This window comes from Streptomyces ruber, from assembly GCF_014648075.1.
GTDB classification, from domain to species: domain Bacteria; phylum Actinomycetota; class Actinomycetes; order Streptomycetales; family Streptomycetaceae; genus Streptomyces; species Streptomyces ruber.
Genome location: NZ_BMQK01000018.1, coordinates 14,686 through 31,597, shown reverse-complemented (window position 1 = coordinate 31,597; position 16,912 = coordinate 14,686). Strand labels below are relative to the sequence as shown.

At 71.4% G+C, this 16,912-nt stretch carries 16 protein-coding genes and 1 pseudogene; 2 read left to right on the top strand and 15 right to left on the bottom strand.

What is annotated here, in order from left to right:
* Positions 1-44 precede the first annotated feature (44 nt).
* Positions 45-218 (top strand): annotated as a pseudogene (locus IEZ04_RS36270) (IS630 family transposase); the annotation flags it as partial.
* 201 nt (positions 219-419) lie between these two features.
* On the opposite strand, the gene IEZ04_RS28630 reads toward IEZ04_RS36270, so the two are convergent.
* On the bottom strand, positions 420-854 hold the full coding sequence (locus tag IEZ04_RS28630; protein WP_189219886.1) for an ATP-binding protein: 435 nt from the start codon (positions 852-854) through the stop codon (positions 420-422).
* A 437-nt stretch (positions 855-1,291) separates the two neighbouring features.
* Here IEZ04_RS28630 and hypF point away from each other — a divergent pair, with 437 nt between their 5' ends.
* On the top strand, positions 1,292-3,655 hold the full coding sequence (hypF, locus tag IEZ04_RS28625; RefSeq protein WP_229821331.1) for a carbamoyltransferase HypF: 2,364 nt from the start codon (positions 1,292-1,294) through the stop codon (positions 3,653-3,655).
* Between the two features lie 21 nt (positions 3,656-3,676).
* On the opposite strand, the gene hypE is transcribed toward hypF, so the two are convergent.
* From hypE to IEZ04_RS28555, 14 genes are read right to left on the bottom strand one after another with little or no spacing between them, the layout of a single operon-like run.
* On the bottom strand, positions 3,677-4,780 hold the full coding sequence (hypE, locus tag IEZ04_RS28620) for a hydrogenase expression/formation protein HypE (RefSeq protein ID WP_189219884.1): 1,104 nt from the start codon (positions 4,778-4,780) through the stop codon (positions 3,677-3,679).
* Positions 4,777-5,904, bottom strand: coding sequence for a hydrogenase formation protein HypD (gene hypD / locus IEZ04_RS28615; RefSeq protein WP_189219883.1), 1,128 nt, complete (start codon positions 5,902-5,904; stop codon positions 4,777-4,779). The genes hypE and hypD overlap by 4 nt, the downstream gene beginning before the upstream one ends.
* Positions 5,904-6,176 carry a HypC/HybG/HupF family hydrogenase formation chaperone gene (locus IEZ04_RS28610; protein WP_189219882.1) on the bottom strand — a complete coding sequence of 91 codons (273 nt, stop codon included), beginning with the start codon at positions 6,174-6,176 and terminating at the stop codon, positions 5,904-5,906. The genes hypD and IEZ04_RS28610 overlap by 1 nt, the downstream gene beginning before the upstream one ends.
* Positions 6,154-6,411: a hydrogenase maturation nickel metallochaperone HypA gene (locus IEZ04_RS28605; protein ID WP_189219881.1), complete on the bottom strand. Its 258-nt coding sequence runs from the start codon at positions 6,409-6,411 to the stop codon at positions 6,154-6,156. The genes IEZ04_RS28610 and IEZ04_RS28605 overlap by 23 nt, the downstream gene beginning before the upstream one ends.
* Positions 6,412-6,442: 31 nt before the next feature.
* On the bottom strand, positions 6,443-6,955 hold the full coding sequence (locus tag IEZ04_RS28600; protein ID WP_189219970.1) for a hydrogenase maturation protease: 513 nt from the start codon (positions 6,953-6,955) through the stop codon (positions 6,443-6,445).
* 5 nt (positions 6,956-6,960) lie between these two features.
* The gene (locus tag IEZ04_RS28595; RefSeq protein ID WP_189219880.1) at positions 6,961-8,214 is read right to left on the bottom strand and encodes a hypothetical protein; all 1,254 of its coding nucleotides are present in this window, start codon (positions 8,212-8,214) and stop codon (positions 6,961-6,963) included.
* Entirely contained in the window at positions 8,211-8,846 is a 636-nt protein-coding gene (locus tag IEZ04_RS28590) for a DUF5947 family protein (protein ID WP_229821330.1), read from the bottom strand. The genes IEZ04_RS28595 and IEZ04_RS28590 overlap by 4 nt, the downstream gene beginning before the upstream one ends.
* On the bottom strand, positions 8,843-9,385 hold the full coding sequence (locus tag IEZ04_RS28585; protein ID WP_189219879.1) for a NifU-related iron-sulfur-binding protein: 543 nt from the start codon (positions 9,383-9,385) through the stop codon (positions 8,843-8,845). The genes IEZ04_RS28590 and IEZ04_RS28585 overlap by 4 nt, the downstream gene beginning before the upstream one ends.
* 3 nt (positions 9,386-9,388) lie before the next feature.
* On the bottom strand, positions 9,389-11,158 hold the full coding sequence (locus IEZ04_RS28580) for a nickel-dependent hydrogenase large subunit (protein WP_189219878.1): 1,770 nt from the start codon (positions 11,156-11,158) through the stop codon (positions 9,389-9,391).
* Entirely contained in the window at positions 11,151-12,242 is a 1,092-nt protein-coding gene (locus tag IEZ04_RS28575) for an NADH-quinone oxidoreductase subunit B family protein (protein WP_189219877.1), read from the bottom strand. Before IEZ04_RS28575 ends, IEZ04_RS28580 begins: the two co-directional genes overlap by 8 nt.
* Entirely contained in the window at positions 12,239-12,922 is a 684-nt protein-coding gene (locus tag IEZ04_RS28570; RefSeq protein ID WP_189219876.1) for a D-sedoheptulose-7-phosphate isomerase, read from the bottom strand. The genes IEZ04_RS28575 and IEZ04_RS28570 overlap by 4 nt, the downstream gene beginning before the upstream one ends.
* 5 nt (positions 12,923-12,927) lie before the next feature.
* Entirely contained in the window at positions 12,928-13,203 is a 276-nt protein-coding gene (locus IEZ04_RS28565; RefSeq protein WP_189219875.1) for a hydrogenase assembly protein HupF, read from the bottom strand.
* Positions 13,200-13,802, bottom strand: a complete 603-nt coding sequence (locus IEZ04_RS28560; RefSeq protein WP_189219874.1) for a D-sedoheptulose-7-phosphate isomerase — start codon at positions 13,800-13,802, stop codon at positions 13,200-13,202. Before IEZ04_RS28560 ends, IEZ04_RS28565 begins: the two co-directional genes overlap by 4 nt.
* A 38-nt stretch (positions 13,803-13,840) precedes the next feature.
* Positions 13,841-16,057 carry a SpoIIE family protein phosphatase gene (locus tag IEZ04_RS28555; RefSeq protein WP_189219873.1) on the bottom strand — a complete coding sequence of 739 codons (2,217 nt, stop codon included), beginning with the start codon at positions 16,055-16,057 and terminating at the stop codon, positions 13,841-13,843.
* Positions 16,058-16,912: the final 855 nt, after the last annotated feature.

Below are 16,912 nucleotides of genomic sequence, written 5' to 3'. Positions count from 1 at the left end.
CGCGCCCGAACCGCTCTCGCCGGGCTGGCCAAGGCGGCATCCCCCGCTACTCGATCGCCGCCCTGTGCTGCTACCGGCCGGGCGAGCCCGCCCGGCTGATCTACCGGCCCCGCCGCCACCGCAAGCATCGCGGCACCGGGCGTAACAGCTTCGCCCGGACCGACTGCCGCGACCTCATCGTCCGCGCTCACATCCAGCTCAAGGTCCCCATCGTCCTCAGTGATCGCGCTGCGCTGCCGGGGAGTCCTGCGTACACGGCACTCCGAGCGGACCGTCAGGTGATACCTGTACGGGAGCCACCTGCCGTTCGTCGCCAGGCCGCGGCGAGCAGTCCCCGGGCGTTTCGAGCCCTGCCCAGCGCTGTCCGGTGTTCCTCGCCGGAGCGGGGTGGTTGAGCGAGAAGGGGAGGCGAGGAGTGGTTACTCGTTGGGCGGCAGGGCGGGCCAGGGGAAAGTGACCCGCACGGTCTTGCCGCCTTCTTCGGTGGGGACGACGGACACGGAGCCGGCGAACTCCGCGGTCAGCGTGCGGACGATGAGCATGCCGCGGCCGTTGTCCTGCTGTACGGCGGCGGGGAGCCGCTGCGGCCAGCGCGGATGGCTGTCGGTCACGCCGATGTGCAGCTTCCTGTCCTCGTCGAGTCGCAGGTGCACAGTGAAGGTGGGCGACCGGCCACAGGTGTGCTGCACGGCGTTGGTGGCGAGTTCGGAGACGATCAGCTGCACGCCGTGGATGGTCTCGGCTTCGTCCGGCAGGCCCCACTCGGACAGCACGTCCGCGACATACGTACGCGCTCCGCGGACCGACGCGGAGTCGCTCGGGAGGCTGAGGGAAGCGTGGCGGTGATCTGCCATCACAACGGCGTTCCATTCCCTGAGGGATGCGAACCGGAGACATCCAACGGAGCCCCGATGAGCTGAGTGCAGTGTGTCAGCGCTGTCGGTCAACGCGGATGTGATGTGCCGAAGTTGCTGGCCTGTGCCCTGCGGGAGGCGGAATTCGGCGTTGCGGATTGCAACTGACCGATCCTGACCAATGTGCTGCGCGCTTCTGTCATGGCAGTGAATCGGTGCCCGTGTGCTTGTGCGACGCCGGCCGGTCCCTGTCCGGGGCTTCGGCTTCACCGCGAAGGTACTGGCTGTTCCTGAGCGCAGGAGTCGGAGGCCGCTTCGGTCGGCACACGGTACGGACCGTCCGCCAAAGGATCGGTGGTAATGCAGTACTGGTGGTACTTCTTGCGGAATGCGCACATGGCCCGTGCGACGGCTGACCGCGTACCACGATGGGCGGCATGGACAGCGAGCGCTCACGGGTCAGGTTCCGTGTCGAAGGCATCGTGCAAGGGGTCGGGTTCCGGCCCTTCGTCCATGCGGCCGCCGGTCGGTACGCGCTCTCCGGTCTGGTCGCCAACGACGACGCCGGAGTCCTCATCGAGGTGGAGGGTGCCGCGGACGCCGTGCGGCGGTTCCGGCGGACGCTGGAGGAGGAGGCTCCGCCGCTGGCCGTGATCGAGCGCGTCAGCGCGGAGCCCGTGCCCGTGGAGGGGACTCCCGACGCCGGATTCACCATTGCCGCCAGTCGCGGCACCACCGACGGCGGCCCTGCGTGCGGCACCGGTGGTGAGAGGGTGGCGGGCGGGCGCGGGGCCCTGGTCTGCCCGGACATCGCCACCTGTGCCGACTGCACGCGTGAGCTCTTCGCACCGGCCGACCGGCGCTTTCGGTACCCCTTCATCAACTGCACCAACTGCGGACCGCGCTTCACGGTCGTCCGGGGCACGCCCTACGACCGGGTCCGGACGACGATGGCGGAGTTCACGATGTGTCCCGCCTGCGCGGACGAATACCACGATCCGTCCGACCGGCGTTTCCACGCGCAACCGCTGTGCTGTCCGGCCTGTGGCCCGGCTCTCCGGCTCGTCGACTCCTCCGGCGCCGCGCTCCACGGGGACCCGCTGGCCGGGGCCGCCGGTCTGCTGCGGGCCGGCCGGATCCTCGCCGTCAAGGGACTCGGCGGATACCACCTCGCGGTGGACGCCGGGAACGAGACGGCCGTCCGCGCGCTGCGCTCCCGCAAGCACCGCGCCGGCAAGCCCTTCGCGGTCATGGTGCCCGACCTGCTCGCGGCGGAGCGCCTGTGCGAGGTCGGCCCGGCCGGCCGGGAGCTGCTCACGGGCGTACGCCGTCCCATCGTGCTGCTGCCCCGCCGGGAGGAAGCCGGGGAAACTCCTCTCGCGGCGGCGGTGGCCCCGGGCCGCCGCGATCTCGGGCTGCTGCTCCCCTACACCCCACTTCACCTGTTGCTGTCCGCCGAGCTGACCGGACCGTACGTCCTGACCAGTGGCAACGTGAGCGACGAGCCCCTCGCTTTCCGCGATGCCGACGCCTTCGCGGGCCTCGCCGGGATCGCCGACGCGTTCCTCAGCCATGACCGGCCGATCCACGCCCGTACCGACGACTCCGTGATCCGCGTGCGCGCGGGCAGGGCGATCCCCGTACGCCGTGCGCGCGGCTATGCGCCTGAGCCGCTGTCCCTCACCGCACCCGCACCGCGCCCGGTCCTGGGCTGCGGAGCGGAGCTGAAGAACACCTTCTGCCTCGCCGAGGACCGCACCGCCGTGCTGTCCCCGCATCTGGGAGATCTGGAGAACCATGAGACGTTGCGGTCCTTCGTCGAGGGTGTCGCCCACTTCCAGCGGCTCTTCGGCATCGAGCCCGCGCTGATCGCCCACGATCCGCATCCGGAGTACCTGTCCTCGAAGTACGCGTACGACCTCGCCGAGGCGACCGGTGCGGAGCTGGTCGGCGTGCAGCACCATCACGCGCACATCGCCTCCTGCCTGGCCGACAACGAGATGCGCGGACCGGTCATCGGCGTGGCCTTCGACGGGCTGGGGTACGGCACCGACGGCACGCTGTGGGGTGGCGAGTTCCTGGTCGCCGATCTGTGCGGTTTCCGCCGCGCGGCCCACTTCGTTCCCGTTCCGCTGCCCGGGGGGACGGCCGCGATCAGGGAGCCGTGGCGGATGGCCGTCGCGTACCTGGACGCGTGCGGGGAGGAGTACGGCGGACGTGAGGGCGGTCCGTCCGTACGCCGTCGGCACGGTGACCGCTGGGAGAAGGTGCGGGCGGTGGCCCGGTCCGGGGTGAACTCGCCCCTCACCTCCAGTGTGGGCCGGCTGTTCGACGCGGTCGCCGCGATCCTGGGGATCCGCGACACCGTGGACCATGAGGGGCAGGCGGCGGCCGAGCTGGAGGAGAGCGCCGACCCGTCGGTTCGGGACGACTACGCCGTACGGATCGACGGCGGCCGGATCGACGGCGCGGATCTGGTCCGTGCGGTGGTCGACGACCTGCGTGCGGGAACCGCCACCGGGACCATCGCCGCCCGTTTCCACAACAGCCTCGCCCGCGTCATCGTCGAGGTCAGTCGCCGGTTGCGCGAGACCACCGGTATCGGCGTCGTCGCCCTCTCCGGCGGTGTCTTTCAGAACGCGCTGCTCGTCGACCGCACCGTCCCGGCGCTCCGACGGCACGGCTTCGAGGTGCTCACACACCGCCGTGTGCCGCCGAACGACGGCGGCATCAGCCTGGGGCAGGTCGCGGTCGCCGCCGCGCTCGACGCCGCGGGTGCCCTCGGACCGGCGTCCTCCTGACCACCGTCCCCGGGCCGGTCCTCAGCAGATACGCGGCAGCGGATCGCCGATGAGCACATCGACGATGCGGGTACCGCCGAACCCGGTCCTGCACAGCACCAGCGGGGCCGGTTCCGCGACCACGTGGCCGATGACCGCGGCCTGCTCGCCGAGCGGGTGCGCGCGCAACGCGCCCAGCGACGCCTCGGCGTCGGCGGCGTCCACGACGGCGACCATCCGGCCCTCGCAGGCGATGTAGAGCGGATCGATGCCGAGCAGCTCCGCGGCCCCCCGTACCTCGGGCCGGACCGGTACGGCGGCCTCGTCGAGGACGACCGCGACGTCGGAGGCGCGCGCGATCTCGTTGAGCACCGTGGCCACGCCGCCGCGGGTGGCGTCGCGCAGGCACCGTACACCGCCGCCGCAGGCGTCGAGCAGCGCCGCCACCAGGCCCGCCAACGGCGCGGTGTCCGACGTGAGTTCGCTTGCGATGTCCAGGTCGCCCCGGGCCAGCAGGACGGTGGTGCCGTGTTCGCCGATCGGCCCGGAGACCAGGACGGCGTCACCGGGCCGCGCCAGCCCGGCGCCGAGAGCGAAGCCGTGTTCCAGCACGCCCACTCCGGCGGTGGTGATGTAGCAGCCGTCGGCCTTGCCGCGCTCCACGACCTTGGTGTCGCCCGTGACGATGTCGACCTCCGCCGCGGCGGCCGCCTCGGCCATGGAGGCGGCGATGCGGGTCAGGTCCGCGACGGGGAACCCCTCTTCGAGGATGAAGCCGGCCGAGAGGTGGAGCGGGCGCGCCCCGGCCATGGCCAGGTCGTTCACCGTCCCGTTCACGGCGAGGTCACCGATGTCGCCACCGGGGAAGAAGAGCGGGGAGACCACGTAGGAGTCGGTGGTGAAGGCCAGTCGAGCCCCTCCCACCGTGAGCACCGCCTGGTCCTCCAGACGTGCCAGCACCGGGTTGTGGAAGGCGGTGAGGAAGACGGCCTCGATCAGCGTCTGCGTGGCCTTGCCGCCCGCGCCGTGCGCGAGCGTGATGCGCTCGTCCCGCATCCGGGGCTTGCGACGGTGTGCCCGTTCGATGCGCCGCAGCACCTCTTCCTCGCCGGGTGCGGGCCGCGACGCCCTGCGCCCCGTGGTCATGACCGGATCGCCTCCCGCACCCCGGCCCGGTCGAACCGGCCGAAGTTGTAGTACGCCGCGCACGCTCCCTCGGAGGAGACCATGCAGGTGCCGATCGGTGTCTCGGGAGTGCACGCGGTGCCGAAGACCTTGCACTGCCACGGCTTGAGCACGCCCTTGAGCACCTCGCCGCACTGGCACGACTTGGGGTCGGCGACCCGGACCCCCGGCAGGTCGAAGATCCGCTCCGCGTCGTACGCGGCGTACGCCTCCCTCAGCCGCAGCGCGGAGTGGGAGATGAAGCCGAGGCCGCGCCATTCGAAGTGCGGGCGCACCTCCATCACCTGGCTCAAGACGTGCAGCGCCTTGCCGTTGCCGTCCCAGGGCACGACCCGGCCGTACTGGTTCTCCACGGCCACGCGGTCCTCCGCGAGCTGGGTCAGGAGCAGATGGATCGACTGAAGGATGTCCAGGGGCTCGAACCCGGCGACGACCAGCGGACGGCCGTACTCGGCCGCGATGAACTCGTACGGCCGGCAGCCGATGACCGTGGACACGTGGCCGGGGCCGATGAACCCGTCCAGACGCAGATCGGGCGAGTCGAGGATCGCCTTGATCGCCGGGATGATCGTGACGTGGTTGCAGAAGACCGAGAAGTTGTCGAGTCCTTCGTCCGCGGCCCGCAGCACGGTCATCGCGGTCGAGGGCGTGGTCGTCTCGAAGCCGATGGCCATGAACACCACCCGCCGTCCGGGGTTCCGCCGGGCGATCTTCAGCGCGTCGAGCGGCGAGTAGACCATGCGGATGTCCGCGCCCGCGGCCTTGGCGTCGAGGAACGAGGCGCTGCCCCCGGGGACCCGCATCATGTCCCCGAACGAGGTCATGATGACGTCCGGCTGCCCGGCGATGTGGAGGGCGTCGTCGACCCGGCCCATCGGGATCACGCAGACGGGACAGCCCGGTCCGTGCACGAGGCGGACGTTGTCCGGGAGGTGGTCCTCGATGCCGTGCTTGTAGATGGTGTACGTGTGCCCGCCGCACACCTCCATGAAGGTGTACGTGCGGCCCGGATCACACAGCTCGGCGATTCTTGCGGCCAGGGCGCGGGCCTTGCCGGCGTCTCGGTACTCGTCGACATAGCGCATCAGCCGTCTCCCGACTCCTTCAGTGCGTCGATCTCGTCGTCGTAGGCGGCGCCCATCTGTTCGAGGAACTCCATGGCGGCCCGCGCCTCCGCTTCGTCGATCTTTGACAGGGCGAACCCGACATGGATGAGGATCCAGTCGCCGGGCGCGACGCCCTCCTCTTCGAGCAGCGCGATATTGATGGCCCGGCGCACGCCGCTCACCTCGACCTGGGCCAGGTCCGGCTGGTCGGTGAGGAGTTCGACGACCTCACCCGGGATGCCGAGGCACATCCGCCGCTCCCTGGTCCGCCGCTGCCTGGTCCGCTGCCTGCTGCGTGAGCGTGATGGACTGGAGGGTGAACTCGTCGCCGGGCACCGTGACGAGCTCGATGCCGGCGCCGTCGGCGACGCTGCCCTGCGCCACCAGCTCGAAGGACTGCGCCAGGGCCGGTTCGACCACCGCGTGCAGGCTTCCGATCCGCACCGTGACCCCGGTGACCCGGCGTCCCCGCGCCCGGCGTTCCACCGCCCGAAGGATCTCTTCGCACAACCCGACCTCATGCACGGCGCCCCGTTCCCTTCTCCGTCACGTCTGTCACCTCTGTCACCCGCTCGTCCAGCAGCTGCCGTACGAGCCGCACGGCCTCCCCCACCGCTGCGGAAGCGGCGGCGCTGAGCCCCATCCCCTCGCCCAGCTCCGCGGGTTCGCAGCCCACGACGAGCACCCACGGCAGGCGCACGCCCAGCCGGTCCAGCAGCACGAGCACTGCCTCGGGCCCCATGTCGTGCGCGTCCATGGGCACCGCGGCCACCTCCGCGGTCTCCCGGGTGCCGCCGGGCCGTTCGGGGTCCAGGACGCACACCGTGCCCGGAGGTTCTCCGCACCGCATCGCGTCGACGAGGATCAGGCCGTCATAGCCGGCCATCAGCTCGTACGCGAGGTGCACGCCGCGGATGCCGTAGTCCGCCACCCGCGTCCCCCGCGGCAACGGCACCCCGGCCAGCCGCCGGGCGACCTCCACGCCGAAGCCGTCGTCCCGGCGGAGGACGTTGCCCACGCCCGCGACCATCACCCTCACAGCAGCTCCACCTCGTCGGGCGCGAAGTACCAGTGACGGCCGACGGATTCATGCAGGTCCGCGGCCGGGTCGTCGTCCAGGGTCACGGCCAGGTGCGTTCTGCCGTCGACATCCTCCAGGACCGCTGCCACCCGTGCGGTGCGGTCGCGCAGGAACATGTCCTGCGCGTCGGCGCGCCGCTCGCCGGGGCGCAGCCGCACCCGCGCACCCGGACCGGCCCAGCCGCCGGACACCCGCACGGCACCGCCCGGCGGGCGTACGGGGCGACCGGTGGCGGGACTCCCACACCCCGTGTCGGTCCCCGCGTCGGCTTCCGGGCGGCGCGGGCCGCGCAGTACGCCGTGCAACCGCTCCAGCACGGCGGGCGTGACCGCCTCGGCGTGCTCGATGATCGCCGCGGCTCGCTCATCGGTTCTCCTGGCCTCGTCCTTCTCCGCGTCGGTGAGGGTCATCGTGCGCAGCGTCAGCAGTTCGTCGATCTCCGTCCCGTCGTGCAGGTCGACGGGGCTCTCCGGAGCGATCCGCGGACGGTCGCCCAGGATGATCGGCGCGGAGAGGAGTGTGCTGTCGTCGATCAGCACGGGCCAGGCGTGCTGGTTGTCGCATCCGGCGGCGGCGGCCGCGGCCCACGCGGGCGGGTCGGTCAGGGAGAGGAAGCGGCCCTGGACGGCCGCGAGGAGCGTGTGCGTGCCGGCGAGGGAGCGGCACAGCATCTCCGGCCGCGGCGTCACGGGGCCGACGGTGCGGTTCTCCACGCGGACCCGTACTTTGAGCAGGTCGTACGGGCCTGGCAGGCGGTCGGCACGCATCCGCAGGACGCCGGACAGATCCCACCGGCGGCGCCCCTCCTCCTCCGCTCCGGGAACCTCGAAGGGGACGGTCATGGTGACGCCGGGCACGAGGGACGCGCCCGCGTCGATCTCCCGCACCACGCCCTCGTCCCAGGGCTGTTCCTCCGGTGCGCTTGCGTATCGCCGCTGGATCTGCAGGAACCTGACCCGCACGACGACGTCCGGCGCGGCGTTCCGCGACACGAGCAGGCACTCGGTCTGCGCGTGGGAGGTCTCCGACGGGTCCGCGCCCGGCGGGGCCAGCACCCCGAACTGCCAGCGCAGCCGGTTCTTGGGCGCGGACGCCCGGTAGGGGTACAGGACGTATCCCTCGAAGAGGACGGCGTCCGCCACGGCGCGGGCCCGCTCGAACCCCGTCGGCGGCCGGACGGGTGAGGCGCCGCCACTGTCACCGGTCATGGCCTGCCCCGCTCGCGCAGGCTCGTGAAGAAAGCGTCCAGCTCGCTGTGGACCCGGGCGCCACCGCCGAACCCCGTCCAGTGCAGCCGCAGCTTCCCCACGAGCCGGTAGCACGCGTCGACGGGGACCAGCGCGCACTCGACGTCGGCCTTCCGGCGTCGCAGGAGCAGCGCCTCGACGTCGTCGGCCGGTGCGACGACGTCCGGTCCGGCCCCCAGGATCCGTTGCCAGCTGACGTCCGGCAGCGGCATCTCGGTGGCCCCGGCGGGACTGGGGAAGAACGCCACCAGGCGGTCCAGACGGGAGTTGCGCAGAAGGAAGCAGATACCGACCGGGATCTGCAGTTCCTCCCACTGTGCGGTGGTGGGAGCGAGTCCGGGAGCGTAGTGGTACCGGTCCGGGACGGTGCGGTACCGCCCACGAGCCGTGCCTGTGCTCTCGCTCCTGTCGCCTCGCTGGGCGAGCAGCAGCCGGCACGCCCGGCAGACGCACAGCAGGCCCCGGTCGTCCAGGTCCACGGCGTGGCCGTGCCCGGCGTCGAGGGCGGCGTCGCACAGTTCGCAGCGCGCCGTCCGGCCGCTGCCGTCGACGGGCGGCCCGAGGTACCGGCGCAGACCGCCTCGCGCGGTCACCGCCGCGCCTCCCGGCGAGGCGCCGCGGGATCCTCCCGCGGCGGACCGGGCAGGATCTGCAGCAGGTCCGGCTCCCGGGGCGGGCGCTGCACCCGGACCGCGGCGATCTCGGGCGCCGCCGTCAGGACAGCGCGCTCGATCACCTCCTCGGCGACGGAGGAGGGGCAGCCGCTGCGCTCCTCCCGCAGCAGGACCCGTACGACATCCCCTTCGTCGCCTTCCTCCACACCGAGCAGCTCGAGGTCCGCCGCGTGCGTCGCCAGTCGATGCCGGGCCTGGTCGAGGGCCTTCCCGATCCGCTCCGCGGTGGAGCTCGGGTGCAGATCATGGAGGATCAGCAGGCTGCCCACGAGATCGTCGGCGGCCAGCCGCGCCACCGTGTCGGGGGGCAGCACCCCGGTGATCCGGGCGAGACCGGCCCCGTACAGCCGCATCAGCAGCCGTACGAGTTCTTCGGCGCGTTCACCCACCCGCGGCGTCGCGGAGAGCTGTGCGACGAGCTGCGCCACTCGGGCTTCGGTCTCCCGCAGTGCGTCCATGGTTCAGCTCCCGCCGTAGACGGTGGGCGAGTGCGTTTTCTGCAGCACCCGGCCCGCGCCGAGGTGCATATGGACGCCGCAGGGCAGGCATGGGTCGAAGCTGCGTACGGTCCGCATGATGTCGATGCCTTTGAAGGTCTCCGGCGGGTTCTCCTCGAAGATCGGTGTGTTCTGCACCGCGTCCTCGTACGGCCCCGGAGTGCCGTGGACGTCGCGCGCACTGGCGTTCCACGGCGTGGGCGGATAGGGGTGGTAGTTGGCGATCAGGCCGTCTCTGATCACCATGTGGTGGGAGAGAGCGCCTCGGACCGCCTCGCTGAATCCGCAGCTGACGGCTTCGTCGGGCACCTCGAAGGGCGTCCAGGTCGCGGTCCGCCCGGCTCGTACCTCGTACAGCGCCTGTTCGGCGAAGTGCAGTGCCGCCGCGGCCGCGTACGCCTGGAAGTAGGTGCGGGCCCGGTTGCGTTCGATGGTGTTGCTCAGCGGCTGTCCGTTGTGCTCCGGGATCTTCCACTCGAAGGTGACCTCGGGCTTGGTGACGGTGCGTGGCAGGTGGATGAGGACGCTGTGTCCCGTGGCCTTGAGATGGCCGGTGTCGACCAGACCGGACAGTGCCGTCGACCACAGCCGGGCCAGCGGGCCGCCGCCGGTGTCCAGCGCCAGGTGCTCGCTTCCGTCGAACCACCGGGGGGACATCACCCAGCTGTACTTGTCCGCGAAGTCGCGCTTCTGCGGCCGCGGGACCGTGCGCTGGTTCCAAGGGTGCCGCTGGTCGACCGGGTTGCCCAGCGGGTCCTCGGTGACGAACGGCTCCCCGTCGTCCCAGTCCTGGTAGAAGGAGCTGCCGAGCAGGATGCGGATGCCGAGGTTGATGTCCACCAGGTTGCTGGTCACCAGGCGGCCGTCGACCACCACGCCCGGGGTCACGAACATCCTGCGCCCCCAGTCCGCCATGGTGCGGTAGCGGAAGTCGCAGTGCGCGGGGTCGTTGAGGGCGCCCCAGCAGCCGAGCAGCACTCTGCGCCGGCCGACCTCCTCGTACCCGGGCATGGCCTGGTAGATGAAGTCGAACAGGTCGTCGTGCAGGGGCACGACCTTCTTCATGAACTCGACGTAGCGCATCAGGCGGGTGAGGTAGTCGGTGAACAGCTGCACCGTGGCGACGGTGCTGACACCGCCCGGATAGACGGTCGACGGGTGCACGTGCCGCCCCTCCATCAGGCAGAACATCTCCCTCGTGGAGCGGCTGACCTGGAGCGCCTCCCGGTAGAACTCGCCCTGGAGCGGATTGAGCGAGCGCATGATGGACGCGATGGTCCGGTGGCCGTGCTCGGCCGCGTGGGGAGCCTCGGTGCGTTCGGCGAGTTCGTACACACCCGGGTTGGTCTCGCGGACCATGCGTTCGCAGTAGTCCACGCCGACCAGGTTCTCCTGGAAGAGGTTGTGGTCGAACATGTACTCGGCGGCCTCGCCGAGGTTGAGGATCCACTCCCCCAGGGCCGGCGGCCGGACGCCGTAGGCCATGTTCTGCGCGTACACCGAGCACGTGGAGTGGTTGTCCCCGCAGATGCCGCAGATGCGGCTGGTGATGAAGTGCGCGTCCCGGGGGTCCTTCCCCTGCATGAAGACGCTGTAGCCGCGGAAGACCGACGAGGTGCTGTAGCACTCGGCCACCCGGCCGCGCCCGAAGTCGATCTTCGTGTGGATTCCCAGGCTGCCCACGATGCGGGTGATGGGGTCCCACGCCATCTCGACCAGACCGTCGTCACCCATGTCCGTCCCTTCCTTCCCAGGGGGGCTCGTAGCCCGTGGTCAGCTCGTGGCCCCTGCGGCGCCACTCCGGTTCCTTCTCGACGTCGTGCAGGGTCAGGCCGCGGAGGGTGCGGATGAGGATCCCGTACAGCCCCTCGTCCGTTTCCGGGGTGTGCAGGCCGGACGGCTGGTCCATGAAGGGCATGAACCGGTCGGGGAAGCCGGGCATGGTGCACGCGATGCAGATGCCTCCGACATTGGGGCAGCCGCCGACTCCGTTGATCCACCCGCGTTTGGGCACGTTGCACTTCACCGCGGGGCCCCAGCAGCCGATCTTGACCAGGCATCTGTCCTGACCGAACACGGCGGAGAAGTCGCCCTGCTCGTAGTAGCCGGCCAGACTGCAGCCCTCGTGCACGGTCCGGTCGAACAGCCAGGCGGGACGGAGGTTCTCGTCCAGCGGGATCGCGGGGGCCCGGCCGGCGATCTGGTAGAGCAGGTGGACGATGGTCTCGGAGAGGTTGTCGGGCTGGACCGGGCAGCCCGGCACGCACACGATCGGGACGTCCGCCTTCGACCGCCAGTCCCAGCCCAGATAGTCGGGCACGCCCATGGCGCCGGTCGGATTGCCGGCCATCGCGTGCACGCCTCCGTACGCGGCGCAGGTACCCGCCGCGAGCACCACGGTGGCCTTGGGCGCCAGCCGGTCCAGCCACTCGCACACGGTGATGGGCTGACCTGTCGCCGGGTCGATGCCGAACCCGCTCCAGTACCCCTCCCGCTTGATCGCCTCGTTCGGTACGGAGCCCTCGACGACCAGGACGAACGGCTCCAGCTCGCCGCGGCCGGCCCGGTGGAACCAGTCGATGAAGGCGTCGGCCCCGCCGTCCGGTCCGCACTCGTAGTCCAGCAGCGGCCAGTGCAGGGCGACCTTCGGCAGTCCCGGCAGGGCACCCAGCGCGATCTCCTCGATGCTCGGCTGGGTGGCGGCCGTGAGCGCGACCGAGTCGCCGTCGCAGCTGAGCCCGGCGTTGATCCACAGCAGGTGGACCACGAGGTCGTCGGCCTCCGTGGATTTCCCGTCAGTCGCGGCAGGACGGCTCATCGTGTATCACCGCAGGTCGGCCGTGCCGCGCGCAGCCTCAGCTGAGTGAGTTCCCACAGGGTGTGGTACACGGTCGTCTGCGCCTCCTGGATGCGGTGGACCGAAGCGGACGGGATGACGAAGAGATGGTCCAGGGCGTCGAGTTCGGCCAGCAGTCCGCCGTGGTGGCCCGCCATGCCGACGGTGAGCAGGCCGCGCCCGGCCGCCACCTGGAGGGCCGCCCCCACGTTCGCGGAGCCCCCGCTGGTCGACAGCCCGACGGCGATGTCTCCGGGCTGCGCCAGGGCCGCCAGCTGGCGCGCGAAGACGGCTTCGAAACCGACGTCGTTGGACAGCGCGGTCACGACAGCCGCGTCGCTGGTCAGTGAGAGCGCGGGCAGGACCCGGAAGCCGGCCGGCGGATGCAGGAACACGGTGGCGAGGCCCTGGGCGTCGGTACTGCTTCCGCCGTTGCCGAAGACGAACAGACGCCCCCCGGCTGCGAACCGCTCCGCCATGGCTTCGGCGCACGCGGCGATCCGCGGCGCACAGCCGTGCGCGACACCCCGCCGGAGTGCCGTGATCTCGGCGGCCTTCTCCCGGACGGCGTCCGCCACCTCGGCGACCACGGTGTCGGCATCGGCGTGCCGCTCGTAGAGGAAGGGATACAGCTCCCGCATCCCGCCGGGCATGTCACCCATCCGTGTCACCCATCCACCTCTCCCGTCCTCGTGTCTCCCGGCGCGGCGTCCGGCACGGCCGCGATGGCCTCCCCGGCGTGGACGAGTACGGTCGTCCCGGCCGGCGCCACGACGAGCGCCACGCTGATCTCCTCCGGTTCCTCGGCCGACCCGTCGGCGGCGGCCAACGCCATGTCGCCGGGCAGCGACCTCACGACCCGCAGCAAGCGCGCTTCGTCCGAGCAGGTGACGCAGACGTCCTCGGGGCATTCCGGCCGGTCCCGGCCGTCCCATGACCTCATGCGGGCGGCTCCGTCCCGTACTGTTCAAGGAAAACCTGCACCAGTTCCCACAGCATGTGGTAGGTGGTCATGTGCATCTCCTTGACCACCAGGGGATCGGTGGCCGGCACCACCAGCAGATGGTCGGCGGCGGGAGCCTCCTCCGGCACGCCACCGCTGAGGACGACGGTGAGCAGGCCGAGTCGCCGGGCCGCCGCCAGGCCGCGGTGTACGTTCCGGCAGCGGCCGTCCGGCGAGATCCCGAGCGCGATGTCCTCGCTGCCGGCGAATGCCCGCAGCTGGTGCTCGAAGACCCCGGCGAACCCCTCCCGCGCGCCGACTCCGCTCAGGGTCGCCGAGTCGTTGCCGAGCGCCACGGCCGGCAGGGCCCGTTTCCCCACCATGACGGGATGCATGAACTCGACCGCGAGGTGGCTCGCGTCGGCCGCCGACTCGCCGTTGCCGAACACGATCAGCTTGCCGCCGCGCCGGAATCGGGCGGCCATGTCGCGGCAGACCGCGGCCACCTGCCCGGCGGTGTCCGCCAGGTGCTGCGCGGCCGCCTCGCGACGGGCGAAGGCGCGGTGCACGGCCGCCTCGCCGACCGGGGAGAAGCTCATGGGCGTGCTCCCTCGCACGGGGTCCCGGGCGTCATCGCTCACTTCCTCACGTGGAGGACGATGACGCACGTGTCGTCCTCCGGATTGGTGTCCAGCGTGGACAGCAGGGTCTGGAGATGCTCCTCGGGTCCGCCGAGGGCGCCTTGCCGGGCGGCGTCCAGGAGCAGGGCCGAGCGCTCGTCGCGCCGGTCGTCGCGGCGTTCCACCAGGCCGTCGGTGTAGAGGATGACGCGGTCGCCGGGCTGAAGCCGGACGGCTGCGAGCCCGTATCCCGGATCCAGGCTGACACCCAGTGAGATCCCGTCGGCGTTGTGCAGCTCACGGGCCTGTCCCGCCCGGACGAGGACGGGAGGGGGGTGGCCGCCCCGGGCCCAGGCGAGGGTTCGGTCGCGCGGGTGGAAGTGCCCGACGATCACGGTGGCCATCACGGTCTCCTCGTGGCTGTGATAGGCGACGAGATTGAGGCAGTCGAGGATGCGGGCCGCGTCGGCGCCCGTATGCGCGATGCCCAGCAGGGCATGGCGCAGCTGCGCCATGCCCGCCGCCGCGAGCAGGCCGTGCCCGCTGACGTCCCCGATGGCGATCAGTACCCGGCCGTCGGGAAGCGGAGCCGCTTCGAACCAGTCGCCGCCGATGCGCGCACTGTCCTCCGCCGGCTGGTAGCGCAGCGCCATCGACAGGCCGGGGAGTCTGTTGTGCTGCCGGGGCAGCAGCGCCAGTTGCAGCTCTTCGGCCATGCGCAGCCGTTGACGTTCCGCCTCGCGGCGTGAGGCTTCGAGCGCCGCCTCCATCCGTCGGGCGGCGGAGACGTCCTGGACGACTCCGTGTGCCGCGATCAGGTTTCCGAGACTGTCCCGGACCAGTTCCGCAGTGACGCGCACATGGCGTGGGGGGTCGGCATGGCGCGTGCGGACCTCGAACGTCACCGGTTCACGCTGTTCGCAGAGTGTCTCCACGGCCTGGGTGAGGACCGGGGTGTCGTTCTCTCGAACGTGCCGGGAAAGTCGGTCCAGGGGGAGCGGGCCCAGCGCCGGATCCAGGTCGAAGATGTCGTACATGCGCGGTGACCACGTGATCTCGCCGGTGACCAGGTTCCACTCGGCCCACGCGAGGTCCACCAGCCTTTCGGCGTCGTCGATCCGGGCCGCCATCCGGGCCTGCTCGTCGTGGAACTGCCAGCTGACCAGCAGCCCGCCACCGATCCGCTGAGCCCGCACGCTCAGCACGGCGGGGTAGCGCACTCCGCGGAACGGCTCCTCGTAGGGGAAGGGTTCGCGGTGCAGGGGCGTACCGGTCTCCAGCACCTTCACGTAGGCGTCGAAGATGCCGGCGTTGCTCAGGCCGGGGAGGACCTCCAGGAGCCGGCCGCCGTTGATCTGCTCGGGCGGTCGTCCCAGGAGGTCCGTGGCGTGCCCGTTGCAGCGGTCGATGTGGAATTCGACGACCCGGCCATGGGCGTCCCGGATCGGGAAGAGCAGTGCGGCGGGAATGGGGATCACATCGAGGACCGCGGCGAGCCACGGCGCATGCAGGTCCTCCTCCGGAAGTCCCCGGCCGGCCAGGCCGCACAGCCTCCGTCCGGCGGACCCCGTCAGTGCCTCCGCACGTTCCCGGACCGCCGGTTCCAGCGGCGGACCGGCCGGCCAGACAGCGATCACTACGCACAGGAGACGCTCCGCCGGAGAGCTGCTGTCCCGGCCGCCGGCCCGGTCACCGGGTGATCTCGACGGTCCGCTCCGGGACGAGACCCACGCCAGGATCCGGTCGCCGCTGTCGTCGTCGATCCACAGCAGCTGATCCTCGGGAGCCGTCCGGGCGAGGGGGAGCACGCACCGCAGTGGGATTCGCGACCGGGTGTCGGCCTCCCGCGCCGATGCGCCGGCGACACCGCTCATGCGAAGTTCCCCCTGCCGGTCGATGACCGCCAGCAGCACCGCCGAGGCGCCGTGCGGCCGGACCTGATCGTGCAGGAGTCGCGCCAGTCCGACGGGACTCGGTGCACGGCTCACCTCCGCGAGCATCTCGTGGCCGTCCGGGACGTCGCTGTCGCCCGCGGCCGTCCGCCGGGCTCCGCCGGCACCGTCCTGCGTCACCGGGCCGCCCGCAGCCGCCGGCCGCGAGCCGCCGCCGGAGGAGCCCGGGGGCGACTGCGCGACGGGCTCTTCGAGGAGTCGCCGCGTGTACGTGCGCGCCGCCTCCTCATCACACCCGAGGCATTCCGCGAACAGCTCCGCGACCTGGTTCAGGCGGTCCATGCGTGACGACGCGGCCCACGGCTGTGGACCGACTGCCTCTCGCGGTGCCGAACCATGCCACTTCCCCATTTCGTTCACAGGTTCCATCGCCCGGGTCTAGGGTGTGCCTCCCACGCTCACGGAGATCGCGTGCCATCGGTGTCCCCGGAAGCGCTCAGCCTGTGTTGTCTACTGGCATCGGCGCGGCCACGGCCTGTGATGGCGGCTATTGTCCGGAGCAGCCGGGAGAGTGGCGTCACAGAGACATCCGTGCTGCCACATATGGCGGTTCCTGATCGGTCCTGGGAACAGTGGTTACTGCCGTGCAACCACCTCGAACGCGCCGTCGCCGCCTACGGAGCCGCCCTCCGGGTACGCCTGCCGTCGGCGGCGGGAACGCCGGGCCTTCCGACAGCGAGCCGCGCGAGGGGTCCTCCGCGGACCGGGCCGTGGCCCGGTCCGGGGAGGAGAGACCGGCATCTCGCCGCCGCCCTCGAAGCGGAGGACACCACCCCGGACGAGATCCAGGCAGCGATCGACGCCTGTACGTCGGCGCTGGACGCCATCGGTCGAAGGTTGCGTCCAGGGAAGTGGGGTACGGGTTCGGCCTGCTCCGGGGGTTGCTCCGGCATCGGGACGAGGCCTGCGTAGACGAACGCGGCGAGGGCGTGCAGGGGCGGACCTTCGGCCGGACTGTCCCGGCTCAGGCTCCGCCCCTCGGTGTCGACGGCCGAGAACCATCCGACCAAGTCGCCGGGGCCCGCCACCAGGCTCGGAACGCTCAGGCCGGGTCCGGCGCAGTCGTCGAACCAGTCCTGGCGGCACCCGGGCAGCACGTAGCCGTGGCCGCGCCGCTCCGGACCGGCCGATGGGCCC

Excerpts from the sequence above, each read along its gene's own strand:
- IEZ04_RS28570 (WP_189219876.1), bottom strand. The coding sequence starts at position 12,922 with ATGGGTGACATGCCCGGCGGGATGCGGGAGCTGTATCCCTTCCTCTAC.
- IEZ04_RS28600 (WP_189219970.1), bottom strand. The coding sequence starts at position 6,955 with ATGGTCGCGGGCGTGGGCAACGTCCTCCGCCGGGACGACGGCTTCGGC.
- IEZ04_RS28575 (WP_189219877.1), bottom strand. The coding sequence starts at position 12,242 with ATGAGCCGTCCTGCCGCGACTGACGGGAAATCCACGGAGGCCGACGAC.
- IEZ04_RS28585 (WP_189219879.1), bottom strand. The coding sequence starts at position 9,385 with ATGGACGCACTGCGGGAGACCGAAGCCCGAGTGGCGCAGCTCGTCGCA.
- IEZ04_RS28630 (WP_189219886.1), bottom strand. The coding sequence starts at position 854 with ATGGCAGATCACCGCCACGCTTCCCTCAGCCTCCCGAGCGACTCCGCG.
- IEZ04_RS28610 (WP_189219882.1), bottom strand. The coding sequence starts at position 6,176 with ATGTGCCTCGGCATCCCGGGTGAGGTCGTCGAACTCCTCACCGACCAG.
- IEZ04_RS28560 (WP_189219874.1), bottom strand. The coding sequence starts at position 13,802 with ATGAGCTTCTCCCCGGTCGGCGAGGCGGCCGTGCACCGCGCCTTCGCC.
- hypE (WP_189219884.1), bottom strand. The coding sequence starts at position 4,780 with ATGACCACGGGGCGCAGGGCGTCGCGGCCCGCACCCGGCGAGGAAGAG.
- IEZ04_RS28555 (WP_189219873.1), bottom strand. The coding sequence starts at position 16,057 with ATGGACCGCCTGAACCAGGTCGCGGAGCTGTTCGCGGAATGCCTCGGG.
- hypD (WP_189219883.1), bottom strand. The coding sequence starts at position 5,904 with ATGCGCTATGTCGACGAGTACCGAGACGCCGGCAAGGCCCGCGCCCTG.
- hypF (WP_229821331.1), top strand. The coding sequence starts at position 1,292 with ATGGACAGCGAGCGCTCACGGGTCAGGTTCCGTGTCGAAGGCATCGTG.
- IEZ04_RS28580 (WP_189219878.1), bottom strand. The coding sequence starts at position 11,158 with ATGGGTGACGACGGTCTGGTCGAGATGGCGTGGGACCCCATCACCCGC.
- IEZ04_RS28565 (WP_189219875.1), bottom strand. The coding sequence starts at position 13,203 with ATGAGGTCATGGGACGGCCGGGACCGGCCGGAATGCCCCGAGGACGTC.
- IEZ04_RS28595 (WP_189219880.1), bottom strand. The coding sequence starts at position 8,214 with ATGACCGGTGACAGTGGCGGCGCCTCACCCGTCCGGCCGCCGACGGGG.